At 67.4% G+C, this 13,148-nt stretch carries 13 protein-coding genes; 4 read left to right on the plus strand and 9 right to left on the minus strand.

All coding sequences use genetic code 11. The features are described 5' to 3' along the window. Nucleotides 1-15: 15 nt before the first annotated feature. The 3 genes from M673_RS02270 to M673_RS02290 all read left to right on the plus strand — a co-directional run bounded on the left by M673_RS02270 (nt 16) and on the right by M673_RS02290 (nt 2,265). Nucleotides 16-468 carry a PTS sugar transporter subunit IIA gene (locus M673_RS02270; protein WP_061973261.1) on the plus strand — a complete coding sequence of 151 codons (453 nt, stop codon included), beginning with the start codon at nt 16-18 and terminating at the stop codon, nt 466-468. 29 nt (nt 469-497) lie between these two features. Next, complete coding sequence (locus M673_RS02275; protein ID WP_061973263.1) at nt 498-782, plus strand: PTS sugar transporter subunit IIB; 285 nt, start codon at nt 498-500, stop codon at nt 780-782. Between the two features lie 964 nt (nt 783-1,746). Then, nucleotides 1,747-2,265 carry a DUF1003 domain-containing protein gene (locus M673_RS02290; RefSeq protein ID WP_061973265.1) on the plus strand — a complete coding sequence of 173 codons (519 nt, stop codon included), beginning with the start codon at nt 1,747-1,749 and terminating at the stop codon, nt 2,263-2,265. A gap of 63 nt (nt 2,266-2,328) precedes the next feature. Here the strand turns inward: M673_RS02290 and M673_RS02295 are convergent, their stop codons facing one another. From M673_RS02295 to M673_RS02320, 6 genes are all read right to left on the minus strand, one after another. Beyond that, nucleotides 2,329-3,921 (minus strand): DHA2 family efflux MFS transporter permease subunit, encoded by a 1,593-nt coding sequence (locus M673_RS02295; protein ID WP_061973267.1) that lies wholly within the window; start codon nt 3,919-3,921, stop codon nt 2,329-2,331. A 4-nt stretch (nt 3,922-3,925) separates the two neighbouring features. Beyond that, nucleotides 3,926-5,167, minus strand: coding sequence for an HlyD family secretion protein (locus tag M673_RS02300; protein WP_061973268.1), 1,242 nt, complete (start codon nt 5,165-5,167; stop codon nt 3,926-3,928). 136 nt (nt 5,168-5,303) lie between these two features. Continuing rightward, a complete protein-coding gene (locus tag M673_RS02305) occupies nt 5,304-6,602 on the minus strand; it encodes an SAM-dependent methyltransferase (protein WP_061973270.1) in 1,299 nt (432 codons plus the stop codon). Nucleotides 6,603-6,672: 70 nt separating this feature from the next. Continuing rightward, nucleotides 6,673-6,993: a DMT family transporter gene (locus M673_RS02310; protein ID WP_061973272.1), complete on the minus strand. Its 321-nt coding sequence runs from the start codon at nt 6,991-6,993 to the stop codon at nt 6,673-6,675. 1,100 nt (nt 6,994-8,093) lie between these two features. Beyond that, a complete protein-coding gene (locus M673_RS02315; RefSeq protein ID WP_061973273.1) occupies nt 8,094-8,573 on the minus strand; it encodes a thermonuclease family protein in 480 nt (159 codons plus the stop codon). Nucleotides 8,574-9,197: 624 nt separating this feature from the next. Then, the gene (locus M673_RS02320) at nt 9,198-9,404 is read right to left on the minus strand and encodes a DUF1674 domain-containing protein (protein ID WP_061973275.1); all 207 of its coding nucleotides are present in this window, start codon (nt 9,402-9,404) and stop codon (nt 9,198-9,200) included. Nucleotides 9,405-9,574: 170 nt separating this feature from the next. On the opposite strand from M673_RS02320, the gene htpX reads away from it, so the two are divergent. Continuing rightward, entirely contained in the window at nt 9,575-10,552 is a 978-nt protein-coding gene (htpX, locus tag M673_RS02325) for a zinc metalloprotease HtpX (RefSeq protein ID WP_061973276.1), read from the plus strand. 9 nt (nt 10,553-10,561) lie between these two features. Here htpX and nhaA read toward each other — a convergent pair whose 3' ends face one another. From nhaA to M673_RS02340, 3 genes are all read right to left on the minus strand, one after another. Beyond that, complete coding sequence (gene nhaA / locus M673_RS02330; RefSeq protein ID WP_082639127.1) at nt 10,562-11,776, minus strand: Na+/H+ antiporter NhaA; 1,215 nt, start codon at nt 11,774-11,776, stop codon at nt 10,562-10,564. 158 nt (nt 11,777-11,934) lie between these two features. Continuing rightward, entirely contained in the window at nt 11,935-12,417 is a 483-nt protein-coding gene (locus tag M673_RS02335) for a DinB family protein (protein ID WP_082639128.1), read from the minus strand. A 23-nt stretch (nt 12,418-12,440) separates the two neighbouring features. Then, a complete protein-coding gene (locus tag M673_RS02340) occupies nt 12,441-12,950 on the minus strand; it encodes an ankyrin repeat domain-containing protein (protein ID WP_061973281.1) in 510 nt (169 codons plus the stop codon). Between the last annotated feature and the right edge of the window lie 198 nt (nt 12,951-13,148).

The following is a 13,148-nucleotide window of genomic DNA, read 5'->3' on the forward strand; positions in this document are numbered from 1 at the left end:
CGCCGAGGAGACAACATGCTGCGAACTCATCTCGACCCGTCGCTGATCCTCCTGGGGGCCGAGGCGCGCTCGGCGGAGGAAGCCATCACGCTTCTGGCGGAGCGGCTGGAGGCGGCGGGGCGGGTGCGGCCGAGCTATGGCCCGGCCGTGATCGAGCGCGAGCGCACCATGCCGACCGGCCTGCCGCTCGGCGCGATCAACGCCGCGATCCCGCACACGGACCGGGAGCATGTGATCGCCCCCGCCGTGGCGCTGGCGGTGCTGCGCGAGCCCGTCCGCTTCGCCAGCATGGACGATCCCGACGAGGCGCTGCCCGTGCGCATCGTCTTCGCCCTCGCGATCTCGGACAAGAACGGCCAGATCGCCCTTCTCCAGGCGATCATGGGCTTCCTGCAGGACCAGGGGGCGCTGGAGCGCATCCTCACCGCTCAGACGCCCGACGAGGTTCTCTCCCTCGTCGCCGCCTGACCTCTTCCCTTTCAAGATTGGACGACCCCATGCGCAAGAAGACCATTCTGATCGCCTGCGGCACCGCCGTCGCCACCTCCACCGTCGTCGCCGTGGCGATCGAGGAGGCCATGCAGGAACGCGGCATTCCGGTCGAGATTCGGCAATGCAAGGCGACGGAGGTGCGCAGCTTGGCCGAGGACGCCGACCTCGTGGTCGCCACCACTCCGGTGCCCGACGACATCGGAAAGCCGGTCTTCAAGGGCTTGCCCTTCCTGACGGGTATCGGCCGCGACGCGCTGATCGAGGAGATCGCGGCGGCGCTGAAGGCGTGAGCGGGAAAGGTACCCCGCTTCCGGGCGGCGCTACCGGCCGCAGGCGGACGTCTCGTTCACTTCGGCCCGGTGGGGCAGACCTTGGAAGGGGCCGTGGAACCTTTGCCGATCGCCGGCATCTTCGAGCTCGCGACCCTTGCCGAGGCGTTGGCCTTCTACCGATCGTCCAAGTAGGCACCGATCAAGATCGAGCGCGGCGAAGCGCAGGAAGCGCGCATGTTCATCGTGGATGTGGGCTTAGGACGCCCGTCATTCTCATGAACCTCGGAAGACGCGGGACGGGTGGTTTGGGTCCAAATCCGCCTCCCGATCGCAGTTCCCACACCGATGCCGCGATGAACGCAAAGAGCTCCACTCGCATGCGCAACCTCGCCTCAGCACCTCGCGAAACGCCGGCCAAAAGAGGCGGGGCGCGATGACGCACCATTGGCCCTTGCGCATCCCTTCGCATCACCCCATTCTCTGTCTCGTGTTCAACGAAGCGAAAGGAGGTGATCCAATGTCGAGTGATTTCCAAATGCCGGTTGGGTCTTTGTATCTCACGGGTTTGCAGGAGCAGCCTCTTTCGAACGCGTAAATGATATGTCGATCCGACAGCGGTCCGACGACCCCCGGCATGACTGATATCACGGAGGCCGCTTCCCGAAAGGGGAGCGGCCTTTTCGTTGGGCGCTCGCCCGGCCGGTCAGCCGAGGCTGCTCGGCGACGCCCTTTCTAAATTTTCGGACAGCTTGGCGCGAGGCCGCAGGACGGGCTTGACCCGGCCCGCGTTCGGATTCATTTCCCCCCTTGCGCCGCAAGCCTTCGTGCCCGGCGCTCCCCATTACCAACCGGTCCCCAAGGATCATGCCCAGCAACAACGATCCCAGTCGATCGCGTCTGCCGCAGAGCCTGTCGCTGAGCTGATCTTCTTGGCTCACTTCGCGACCGGTGCTGCGGCCCGTCGCGACATGTGAGGTGAGCCATGAACACGGCAATCCGTTTCGTCGCCTATCAGCTCCGCCGTGCCTCCCGCATGCGCGATCCCAACGAGATGTTCAACGACGGCATGACCTTCGGCGAGCGTCTGGCGGACCGGGTCGCCGTGATCGGCGGCTCCTGGAGCTTCATCATCGGCTTCACCGTCTTTCTGGTCGGCTGGGCCGTCCTGAATACGGTGGTGCTCGCCGCCAACGCCTTCGATCCGTTCCCCTTCATCTTCCTGAACCTCGTGCTCTCCATGGTCGCGGCGCTGCAGGCGCCCGTCATCATGATGAGCCAGAACCGGCAGGCGGCGAAGGACCGGTTCGAGGCCCGTCTCGACTACGAGACCAACCTGCGCGCGGAAGCCCAGATCACCCAGCTAGGCGAGGAACTGGCCCTGCTGCGCGAGGAGATCCGCTTCCTCGTCAGCGCCGAAACCCGGCGCAGCGGCGCGGAGCTCGGCTTCTTGGACGAGGGCGATGCGGCCGAGGCGTCCCGCGCCCGTCCCATCCACGCCTGACCCTGGTCTCTCCGGTCTACGCTGAAAGAAGCCCCGCTCCGGCGGGGCTTTCAAGTTTCCCGCTCAGTGCCCACCCGCCGGAGCGCCGCCGCCGAGCTTGACGTTGCGCAGGATCAGGGCCAGCGGAACGGCGGCGGCCGAGATCAGCATGAGCACGTGGAAGACGTCGATATAGGCCAGCGTGCCGACCTGTCGTTGCAGGGTCTGGCCGATCACGGCGATAGCGCCGGACTGCGCGTCTGCCGCCGACAGGCCTTGCGAGCGCAGGTAGGAGGTCAGCGTCTGCATCGTCTGCTGATAGGCCGGCTCGCTCGGCACGATATGCTCCACCAGCCGGCTCTGGTGGAACTGCTCGCGGAAGGCCAGCGTGTTCTGCGCGATCGAGACGCCGATCGAGCCGCCGACATTGCGAGCCACGTTGATGAGCGCCGAGGCCTGGTCGGTCTTGTCGGGCGGAATGCCGTCGTAGGACGCCGTGGTTATCGGAATGAAGATCAGCGGCAGGCCGAGGCCGACATAGATGCGCGACCAGACGAAGAAGCCGAAGTTGAGATCGGGGAACAGGCGCGTCAGGTCCCACATGGCGCCGGCGACGATCGCGGCGCCCAGCGCGATCAGATATTTCGGCTGCACCACGCTGGTGAGGCGCCCGACCACGAACATCATGGTCATGGTGACGACGCCGCCCGGCGAGAGCGCAAGGCCCGCCCAGGTCGCGGTGTAGCCGTAGAAAGTCTGCAAAAGCTCCGGCAGGAACTGCGTGGTGGCGATCAGGATCGCGCCCGTCGCCATCATCACGAGGAAGCAGGAGCCGAACTGCCGGCTCCAGATCATGCGGATGTCCACCACAGGATTTTGATGCTTCAGCTCCCACGGGACCATGAACAGGAAGGCGAGGACGCAGACCGCGGTGGAGACGATGATGAAGGTCGAGCCGTACCAGTCCTCCGTCTGGCCGCGGTCGAGGATCAGCTCCAGCGCGCCGAGGAAGGTCGCGACCGAAAGGAAGCCGACGAGATCGAAGGGCACGCCCCGGCGCTTCAGCTCCGCCCGCTCGCGCCGCGTCTCGTCCGACTCCGTCACCAGCTGCCAGACGAGCGCGAAGGCGAGGATGCCGATCGGGCCGTTGATGAGGAAGCACCAGTGCCAGGAATAATTGTCCGACAGCCAGCCGCCGAGCGTCGGGCCGATCACGGGCGCGACCACGACCGCGACGCCGAACAGGGCGAAGGCCTGCCCCCGCTTTTCCGGCGGAAAGCTGTCGGCGAGGATGGACTGCGAGATCGGCACCATGCCGCCGCCGGCAAAACCCTGAAGCACGCGGAAGAAAAGCAGCGACTCGATGTTCCAGGCAAGGCCGCACAGGACGGAGGAGACCGTGAAGAGCGCGAGGCACGCGAGATAGAAGCGCTTGCGCCCATAGCGCTTGGCGATGAAGCTGGAAGCGGTGAGCACGATGGCATTGGACACGAGATAGGTCGTGACCACCCAGGAGGCCTCGTCCGAGGACACGCCGAGCCCGCCCGAGATGTAGCGCAGCGCCACGTTGGCGATGGTCGTGTCGAGAACCTCCATGAAGGTCGCGATCGACACGACCACGGCGATCAGCCACGGATTGCTCGGCCGCCCGGCCGAGGCGCCTGCCGCTGCGGCCATCGGATCAGTCCCTCGGGCGCACGGTGACGGTGGGCACCACCGACATGCCGGGGCCGATCGACACGTCGGTCGGCCAATTCTCGGCGACGATCTTCACCGGCACGCGCTGCACGACCTTCACGTAGTTGCCGGTCGCGTTCTCGGCCGGCAGGAGCGAGAAGGCGGTGCCGGACCCCGGCTGCACGGAATCCACATGGCCCCGGATTTCGTGGTCGGGATAGGCGTCGATGCGGATATCCACGGGCTGGCCGGGGCGCATGTCGGTGATCTGTGTTTCCTTGAAATTCGCGGTTACCCAGATCTCGTCGGGCACGAACATGGCAAGGCTCTGCCCGGCCTGGACATATTGGCCGACGGCGCCGGTCAGGCGCACGAGGCGGCCGGGCTGCGCGGCCTGGACGGTGACATAGGTGAGGTTCAACTCGGCCTGCATCTGCTGCGCCTCGGCCTCGCGCAGGTCCGCGAGCGAGGTCGCCTTCTGCGCCTGGAGAGAGCCGACCTGCTTCTGCGCGGAGACGACGCCGGCGCGGGCGCGGGTTAGCGCCGCTTCCTGCTGTTGCAGGTTGGAGGTCTGCTGCTGCGCCGTCTGCACCGTGCCGGCGCCTGAGCGAACGAGTTCCTGCGCGCGGGCGGCTTCCTGCTTGGCGAATTCGAGGCTCGCCTGCGCCTGCTCGACCTGCGAGCGGGTTTCCTCGACCTGCGCCTGCTGGGCGGCGATCTGCGCGTCCGCACCGTTGACGGCGGCCTGCGCGGCGGCGACGCGCGCCTTGGCCTCCGCCAGAGCGGCCTCATAGTCGCGCGGGTCGATGCGGAACAGCGTGTCGCCGACATTCACATGCTGGTTGTCCTCCACCGGAACCTCGACGATGGCCCCGGGGATCTTCGGCGAGACGGCGAACTGGCGCGAATCGACGAAGGCGTCGTCGGTGGTCTCGAAAGGATGGGAATAGACCAGCCAGTACCAATAGCCCCCGGCGCAGGCGAGCGCGACGAGGAGGACGGCGAGGAGAATGCGGAACGGATGGCGCCTCAGGAGGGACGGGCGCTTGGCTTTAGTTTCTGCATCAGCGTCGGACTTGGACGCGTCGCTTTCCCCGGCGCCCTCGCTCCGGCCTGGCTTGGGCGCGGGATCACGCCGAGGCGGGGCGTCGCCGGTGCGGGACTCGAGATTGCCCTCGTTCCAGGGATAGCGCTCGCCTTCACCGTTCGACCTTGGCGCGGCTCCCGGCCTTTCCTCGTCCAACATGCCAACCCTCCGGCTCGCCTCGCGCGCTTCGCGCTCACGCCGGGATCAACTCTTCGGGAGCCTTCCTGTTCCCGCAGCGCAGTGATGCGAAGGGCCGACGAAACCCCTCAGGCCAGAAAGGCGGAAGGGTGGGGCGTCAGCGGTAGAGATCGGCGCGGGTCGGCGGCAGGCCGGAGGGGCCCTTGTCGCGCTTGGAGGCGAGGGTCTGGTTGATCATCACCGTGCCGCGCTCGAAGGCCAGGGCGCAGCCGGCGAGATAGAGCAGCCAGAGCCGCGCCTGCGGCTCGCCGACCTCGGCCACCGCTTCGTCCATTCGCGCCTGGAGGCGCTGCGCCCAGAGCCGGCAGGTGCGCCCGTAATGCTCGCGCCAGTTCTCGACGTCGTGCACCTCGAACCGGTTCGCCTCCAGTTTCTGGAGCGAATGGCCGATCCAGTCGAGCTCGCCGCCGGGGAAGATGTAGCGGGTGAGCGCGCGGTATTCGCGCGAGCCCTTGGTGAAGGTCTTGAAATCCTTCTTCGCGGGCCGGGCGATCGTGTGGTGGAGATAAAGGCCGCGCGGGCGCAGCAGCCGCTTCACCGCGCCGAAATAGGCGTCGTGGTTGGCAAAGCCGACATGCTCGAACATGCCGATGGAGGAGATCTTGTCGAAGGTCCCCGTCAGCTCCTGAAACGGTTTCAGCTCGATCGTGATCCGATCCTCTAGGCCGGCGGCTCGCACGCGCTCCGAGGCGAGGTCGAACTGCGCCTGGCTGAGCGTCACGCCATGGCCGGTAACGCCATAGGTCTGGGCCGCGTGAATCAGCAGCGCGCCCCAGCCGCAGCCGATGTCGAGCATCCGCTCGCCCGGCTGGAGCCGCAGCTTGCGGCAGATCATGTCGAGCTTGTCGCGCTGGGCGCGGTCGATATCGTCGTGCCACTCGGTGAAATAGGCGCAGGAATAGACCATGCGCTCGTCCAGAAAGAGGCCGTAGAAGCGGTTCGACACGTCGTAGTGAAACTGGATCGCCGCCTTGGTGGAGCCGCTGGCCCCGGCATCGGCGCCGACCTTCGCCTCGTCCGCCTCGGCCTTGGCGAGCTTGCGCAAGGAAAGAAGCGCCGGCAGCGCCTTGGCGAGGCGCCACTTGTCGAGCCGCTTGAGCACGCCCCGCGAGCTCGTTCCCGAGCGCGCCTCGGCGATGTCGAAGATCGTGCCGTCCTCGATGTCGAGGCTCTTGTCCATCCACAGCGCCACCAGCGTGTCGATCCGTGGGCGGAAGGCGAGGCGGGCGAGGGTGGTGGCGCTGCGGATGGTCAGAACCGGGCCGCTGGCCGGCCCGATGCGCTCGCCCGTCCACAGGCGGACGGCAAAGCCCGGCGCAAGCGCCTCGACGGCCTGTCGAACCACGTCCGCCAGCTTGGCTTCGGCAATGTGCGTGCGGGAGGAGGAAGACGTCATGCGGGTCCCCGGTGTTTCACGTGAAACCTTCTAGCCCTGCTCGTGCGATGGAACCAGCCGTTCTCACGCATCATGCGGGCGTCCAGACCTTCATCAAGACGAGACCGCCGAGAATGAGTAGGGCAGCCAGAAGCCGCATCGGATTGGCGCTTTCGCCAAGCACGAGAATGCCGACCAGAAAGGCGCCGAGCGCGCCGATGCCGGTCCAGATCGCATAGGCCGTGCCGAGCGGCAGGCTGCGCATGGCCAGCGACAGGAGCGCGAAGCTTGCCGCCATGAGCGCGAAGGTCAGGAGCGTCGGCCCGAGGCGCGAGAACCCGTCCGACTGTTTCATGGAGAAAGCCCAGCCGACTTCCAGAAGGCCGGCGACGAGAAGAAGGAGATAGGCCATGGGAGGACCCTTTCTGAAAAGGCCGGGTCGTCCCGAGCGGATCAGCCGTCCCGGCCGAGGCCGGGCGGGAAGGGGCGTCCCTTCGTGGCCAAGAGGTAGCGATCGGGGCGGGGGAGGCAAGGGCGGGGAGGGAGGGAAGGGGCAGGGTCTGGTCCCCCCGATAGAACGGTGCGTCTTCCAACGAGAGCGATGCCGCCATTCACGGGACGGCGTTTCGCAAGGTGCGCCTCAGCGTCTACGTGATGCCTGGCGTGTCTCGGCGAAGATGTGCCTTTGGTCGGGACGCGTTGGTAGGGGTCCGCACGGAGCTATGGTCCATCACTGCCTCTACGTCTTCGCTAGGGGGCAAGACGTGTCGCGCAGGCGGATCAGACCTGCGTAGACGCATCCGAAGTTTCGCTTTTCCGCTTGGATGGTTGCCGATCCTTGCCGCTGCGCCCTCTCATCCCGAAGCGACGCGCCTCGTAACATCCCACATCTCGCGCCCGCTCTTCGCTCGCTAATTCTCAAAGAGGTTCCAGAGCAGTCAGGCGAGATGTTCGGCGTTGGTTGGAAGAGAAGGCGGCAAGTGCGCGGCAACCCTTGCCCGTCGGCATTCTGCGGCAGGTAGGCTAACCGCTTTTTCGACCCCTTCCTTTGGGACCCAGCTTCGAGCGAGGGGCGAATAGCGAAGCGTGGTGGCTTCGAAAGCCGATCCTCACGCCCGACTCCGCTGGCAGCTTCTCCACCGCAAGGCGAACGTGAGCGGCGAGGCCGGGAAGCGGCGCGATCGCCTCGCACCTAGCGAAGCGCCCTCTTTGCCGGCGACTTTCCAAACAGGTTCTGGGGGCGTTAGGCGAGGTGTTTGTCTTGGGCAGGAGAGGGCGGCGGCATGCGCGCGGCAAGTTCCTCGCGCGGCAGCAGTCTACGGCAGGCAGGCTAACCGCTCTTTTGGCCCCTCCCTCTCGGACCCAGCGTCGAGCGAGGGGCGTATAGCGAAGCGTGGCGGTTTCGAAAGCCGATCCTCGCATTCGATTCCTCTAGCAGTTTTCCGCTGCATGCTGGACGTGAGCGGCAAGAGCCGAGAGCGGCCCGATCGTCTCACACCCAGCGAGGCGCCCTCAGCCCCTGGTCGGCAGCGCCTGTTTCAAGGCGCCGACCGTCGCGCACCAGTTGCGGCGCCGTCCGCCGTCATAGGCGTCCACCAGCCCTTCGCGCAGGAGCCGCGTGGCGATGTCGGGCTCGGTCGGGCTTGAGAGATCGGCCAGGACCCGGCCGAAATACTTGTCGCCGGAAATGCGGCGGAGCTGTACCGGGCCATCGCCGACAAGGGCGGCGAGACGCTCGCGCGCCTGCCAGGCGCTGGTCCGTTCCGCCTCGCATTGGCCCCGGAGCTCGGGCGCGTCGACATTGCGCAGGCGCACCGCGACGGTCACGCTTTGGAGCGGCCAGATATAGGCCTCGACCTCCACCGTGTCCCCGTCGCGAACCTTGATTACCCGCGCCGTGACCGGCCCCGCGATCTCGCGCGGCGGCGTTTCCTCGTCGGCGGCGAGGGCGGGCGTGAGACCGAGAAAGAGAACGAGGCAGACCAATCGCATGGAAGCGCTCCTAAGCCCCAAAGATTAAATTCCTATTCTCAAACGTTTAAGGTCGGGTTCGTCTTCCTCAATAGGCTTCGAAAGAGAGCACATAGAGGTCGAAGGGGTTTGCGCCATCTGCCACATTGGGTGGCCGCGCAAACCATCGCACCTGATAGCCGTAAGCCAGCCCGGAAGTGGTTTGACCGGCGTCGGCTCCTCGTGAGTGCAGGCCTCGCGCCCATGGCTAAGACGCCTGCCCCATTCACCGATCTCTCCCGGCCCGCTGGAGCCGTCCCGCCCCATTACAAAGCGCCAATCAGCAAGCGCTCGGCCGGCGTCCCTATCGCAGATGCTCTTACGATCGACGCTCCGGGAAATTGCATCACCCTGGGACATCGCCGGCTTTCCCGGACGAGCTATGAGCAGCGAGGCGGACGCCACCTCTGCTACGGCGCCCGCTTGAAATTCAATCTGTCCCTTGGGGGCTTTCGTCGCTCATATCCCTGCCCTTGAAGTCATCGCAGTCAGGCGCGAACGCCTGTCGTCTCCTCGTCGCCCAACTCTGAACGCTCTCTCAGGAAACCGCCCTACCGAGGGGAAGGCCGCGTCCGCTCCCCGGCAACCCGTGCGACTAGCCGCCGATCAAAAGTCCGAGATAATGCCGTTCTTTTCCCAGTCGCCGTAGCGGGCCGGCTCGGCGCCGCCGCGCCCGCCTTGTTCGGGCGGCCGCTCGCTGCTGTTCAGCTTTTCCGCCTCGCCGCGCGCCCGGCGCGCCTCGGCCTCCGCCAGCGCCCGCTGCGCGGCGGGGGAAAGAACGCGCTCCTGCGTTCGGTCGGCTTCGTTGGTCATCGCAGGGGCTCCTCGTGGGCGGGAAGGCTGGCCTCCTCGGCCGGCGCGCTTCGTTGACGGGCCGGCAGGTCGGCCCCACATCCTATGCCGTGGCAGATCGGTCGAAACGGCGCCGACCGCAAGCCCCCAATGGATTTCACGGCGCGCCGGGGCGAGGAACGATCCGACCCATGAACCAGATCAAGACGGCCATGCTGCTTGCCGGGATGACCGCCCTTTTCATGGGCGTCGGCTTCCTGCTCGGCGGGCGCGGCGGCATGATGATCGCCTTCCTGTTCGCGCTCGCCACCAATCTCTTTTCTTACTGGAACGCCGACAAGCTGGTGCTGCGCATGTACGACGCGCACGAGGTGGACGAGCGCACCGCGCCCGATCTTTACCGCATGGTGGCGGTCCTGTCCGAGCGTGCCGGCCTGCCCATGCCCCGCGTCTATCTCATCGAGAACGACCAGCCCAACGCCTTCGCCACCGGCCGCAATCCGCAAAACGCGGCGGTGGCCGCGACGACCGGTCTTCTGGCTCGCCTGACGCCGGACGAGGTGGCCGGGGTCATGGCGCACGAGCTCGCCCATGTGCAGAACCGCGACACGCTGACCATGACCGTCACCGCGACACTGGCCGGCGCGATCTCCATGCTCGGGAATTTCGCCTTCTTCTTCGGCGGCCACCGCGAGAACAACAATCCGCTGGGCCTGATCGGCATCCTGGTGGCGACGCTGGTCGCGCCCTTCGCGGCGATGATCGTGCAGATGGCGATCTCGCGCACGCGCGAATATTCCGCCGACCGGCGCGGCGCGGAAATCTGCGGCAACCCTCGCGCGCTCGCCTCGGCCCTGGCCAAGATCGCCGGCTCGGCGGGGCACAGCGTCAACATAGAGGCCGAGCGCAATCCCGCGACCGCGCATATGTTCATCGTCAACCCGCTGAACGGGCAGCGCATGGACAGTCTCTTCTCCACCCATCCGGACACGCAGAACCGGATCGACGCGCTTCTGACGATGGAAGGCGAGGGCGGCTTTTCCGGTGGCTTCATCCCGCCCGCCGCCGCCGCGCCCCGGCGCGTGGCCCGTTCGGGACCCTGGGGCCGGGGCTCCGTGCCGCCGCACGGCGGCTCGAGCGGCGCTGGCGGGCCGGGGCCTTGGGGCTGAGAAGGTGCCTTAAGCTGCCCGCAGGCGCGTCGGCACTAGCCGCAGCACCAGCGCGCCGAGGCACCCCGAGGTGAGCGATCCGAGAAGCACGCCGAGCTTCACCTCGTCCTGCAGCGTGGGCGAGGTGGGAAAGGCGAGAAGGCCGATGAAAAGGCTCATGGTGAAGCCGATGCCGCAGAGGAGCGCCACGCCATAGACTTGCGCCCAGGTGGCGCGCTCGGGCACGCTGGCCCAGCCCGCGGAGACGGCAAGGCGCACCATGGCGAAGACGCCGATCTGCTTGCCGAGAAACAGCCCCGCCGCGATGCCGAGGGGAACGGGGTCGAGCAGCGCGGCCGGGGAGAAGCCGGCAAAGGACACGCCCGCATTGGCGAAGCCGAAGAGCGGCACGATCAGGAAGGCGACCGTGGGCTGGATCGCGTGTTCCAGCCGGAGAAGCGGCGGGGCCTCGCGCTGCAGGCCGGGTGCCGCCACCCTGAGTGGAATGGCGAGCGCCAGCAAGACGCCCGCCAGCGTCGCGTGGACGCCCGACAGGAAGACCAGCGCCCAGAGAACCGCGCCGAGCGCGAGATAGGGCGCGAGATGCGTGACGCCGCGCCGGTTGAGAAGCGCGAGCAGCACGACCACGCCGCCCGCGCCGGCCAGCGCGAGAAGGTCGAGTTCGGCGGTGTAGAAGAGCGCGATGATGAGAACCGCGCCGAGATCGTCGAGGATCGCTAGTGCCGCCAGGAAGACCTTCAGCGACGGCGGCACGCGCGAGCCGATGAGCGACAGGACGCCGAGCGCGAAGGCGATGTCGGTTGCCGCCGGAATGGCCCATCCGCCCCGGCTCTCCGGCGAGGCGGCGTTGAAAGCGAGATAGATCAGCGCCGGCATTGCCATGCCGCCGAGCGCGGCCAGCCCCGGCAGAACGCGCGCCTGCCAGCTGGCAAGCTGCCCGCCCAGCACCTCCCGCTTGATCTCCAGCCCGACCAGCAGGAAGAACAGCGCCATCAAGGCGTCGTTGATCCAATGAAGCAGCGACAGCCCGCCGAGATCAGCATGGAGCGCCGCGAAATAAACCGGCGCCAGCGGCGAGTTGGCCACCACCAGCGCCAGCGCCGCCGCCGCCATCAGCACCAAGCCCGCCGCGCTTTCGCTTGCCAGGAAGCGCGAGAGCGCACCGGCGGGGTGCGGCGCGGCTGGGGGCGGCATACGTGGTTGAGACGGATCGCGCGAGGACATGGCTTCGCCTTCCCTAAGGACGGAATGAATCAAGTCTCCGTCGGTTTAGGGAAGCCCAAGGCGCACGCAGCACACGCCCTTGGGATGACACATAGGAAGACCGGCCGGCCATGGCCAGACTGATCGAGTCCGATCGTCGCGCCGGCTCGCCCGCGCCCTCAGGTGCTGGCCAACTCGCGGCCTTCCATCCGGCGTCGGGCGGGTTCGGCGTGGTGCAGATGGACCGCCAGCGTGTCCCACGGCAACGGGACGCCGATCTGGCCGAGGATGCGGGCGACCTCGCCACGATGCACCGCGCCATGGAGCAGGACATGGGCCAGCATTTCCTCGCGCGTCATGCAGCCCTTGTCGCCATCCGAGAAGGTGAAGCAGACCGGCTCCCTCAGCCTGTCGCGGTCCACGCCTGCCACATAGGCGAGATACCATTGGTGCTTCCGCTCCGTGGCCTCGCTGAGGGCACTGAGCGCCGGCACCGGGTCCGACCGATCCCGCTGGATGCCGGATCGCCCTCGCGCTGAGCCTGGGTCAGAGGGCGATGCCGCTCCATGCCATGCTCCCCGTGGTCCCCTCTGTTTCCTGTTGGCCCGCGCGCCGGCGTCTCGACCAATCTCCGTTCGGCGACCGCTTCCCCGCCGTCGCATTCGCCACGGCGGGGCGCGTACTCTCAGCCCTCGCGCGGTTCTTCCAAGAGAGCGGGCGTGTCGGCGGCGCCCATGGCGCGGGCGGCAGCGAGCGCGGTGAGGCCTTCGGGCGTCTGGCGCGAGGGGTCGGCGCCATGCTCGAGGAAAAGGCGCACGAGCGCGACGCGGTTGAACATGGCGGCCATCATCAGCGGCGTGCGCCCGTCCGGCCCCGCCGCGTCGACCGCCGCGCCGCCCTCTAGGAGGGCCTGCGCGGTGGCCGCGTCGCCCTTGAAGGCGGTGCCGGCCAGCGGCGTCTGGCCCCGGTCGTTGGCGCGGTCCGGGTCGGCGCCGTGGCGCAGGAGCAGCGCGGCGAGTTCGGTGTGGCCGTGATAGCTCGCCAGCATCAGGAGCGTGTCGCCCTTGTCGTTGCAGAGATCGGCCGGCAGGCCATGCGCCAGCGCCCCTTCCAGCGTCGCGGCGTCGCCCTCCCGCGCAGCCTGGAACAGCCGGCCGGCCAGGGCCAGCGTCTCGTCGTCAAAGTCCGGTTCCATGCCCTGTCCCTTCCCGGTTTTTCGCAAGCAGTCCTCATTATGGAGCGGGCCGCGCCGTCCGCCCGCCCAAACCGCGCTTCGCGCGCTTTGGCAAGGGGGCGTTGAAAGGCGAGTGTGCATGCGTCGATCAGCGCCGTGTCTGAAACGCGGCCGCGAGACGCGCCATTGGACCTTCGAGACTGTTTGACAACCCGGGCG

The sequence above is a fragment of the Aureimonas sp. AU20 genome, from assembly GCF_001442755.1.
Classification (GTDB): Bacteria; Pseudomonadota; Alphaproteobacteria; order Rhizobiales; family Rhizobiaceae; genus Aureimonas.

What these genes read in the sequence shown, in the direction of transcription:
- M673_RS02290 (WP_061973265.1), top strand. Translation starts at nt 1,747, where the DNA reads ATGAACACGGCAATCCGTTTCGTCGCCTATCAGCTCCGCCGTGCCTCC.
- M673_RS02275 (WP_061973263.1), top strand. Translation starts at nt 498, where the DNA reads ATGCGCAAGAAGACCATTCTGATCGCCTGCGGCACCGCCGTCGCCACC.
- M673_RS02310 (WP_061973272.1), bottom strand. Translation starts at nt 6,993, where the DNA reads ATGGCCTATCTCCTTCTTCTCGTCGCCGGCCTTCTGGAAGTCGGCTGG.
- M673_RS02315 (WP_061973273.1), bottom strand. Translation starts at nt 8,573, where the DNA reads ATGCGATTGGTCTGCCTCGTTCTCTTTCTCGGTCTCACGCCCGCCCTC.
- nhaA (WP_082639127.1), bottom strand. Translation starts at nt 11,776, where the DNA reads ATGTCCTCGCGCGATCCGTCTCAACCACGTATGCCGCCCCCAGCCGCG.
- M673_RS02300 (WP_061973268.1), bottom strand. Translation starts at nt 5,167, where the DNA reads ATGTTGGACGAGGAAAGGCCGGGAGCCGCGCCAAGGTCGAACGGTGAA.
- htpX (WP_061973276.1), top strand. Translation starts at nt 9,575, where the DNA reads ATGAACCAGATCAAGACGGCCATGCTGCTTGCCGGGATGACCGCCCTT.
- M673_RS02295 (WP_061973267.1), bottom strand. Translation starts at nt 3,921, where the DNA reads ATGGCCGCAGCGGCAGGCGCCTCGGCCGGGCGGCCGAGCAATCCGTGG.
- M673_RS02270 (WP_061973261.1), top strand. Translation starts at nt 16, where the DNA reads ATGCTGCGAACTCATCTCGACCCGTCGCTGATCCTCCTGGGGGCCGAG.
- M673_RS02340 (WP_061973281.1), bottom strand. Translation starts at nt 12,950, where the DNA reads ATGGAACCGGACTTTGACGACGAGACGCTGGCCCTGGCCGGCCGGCTG.
- M673_RS02320 (WP_061973275.1), bottom strand. Translation starts at nt 9,404, where the DNA reads ATGACCAACGAAGCCGACCGAACGCAGGAGCGCGTTCTTTCCCCCGCC.
- M673_RS02335 (WP_082639128.1), bottom strand. Translation starts at nt 12,417, where the DNA reads ATGCGACGGCGGGGAAGCGGTCGCCGAACGGAGATTGGTCGAGACGCC.
- M673_RS02305 (WP_061973270.1), bottom strand. Translation starts at nt 6,602, where the DNA reads ATGACGTCTTCCTCCTCCCGCACGCACATTGCCGAAGCCAAGCTGGCG.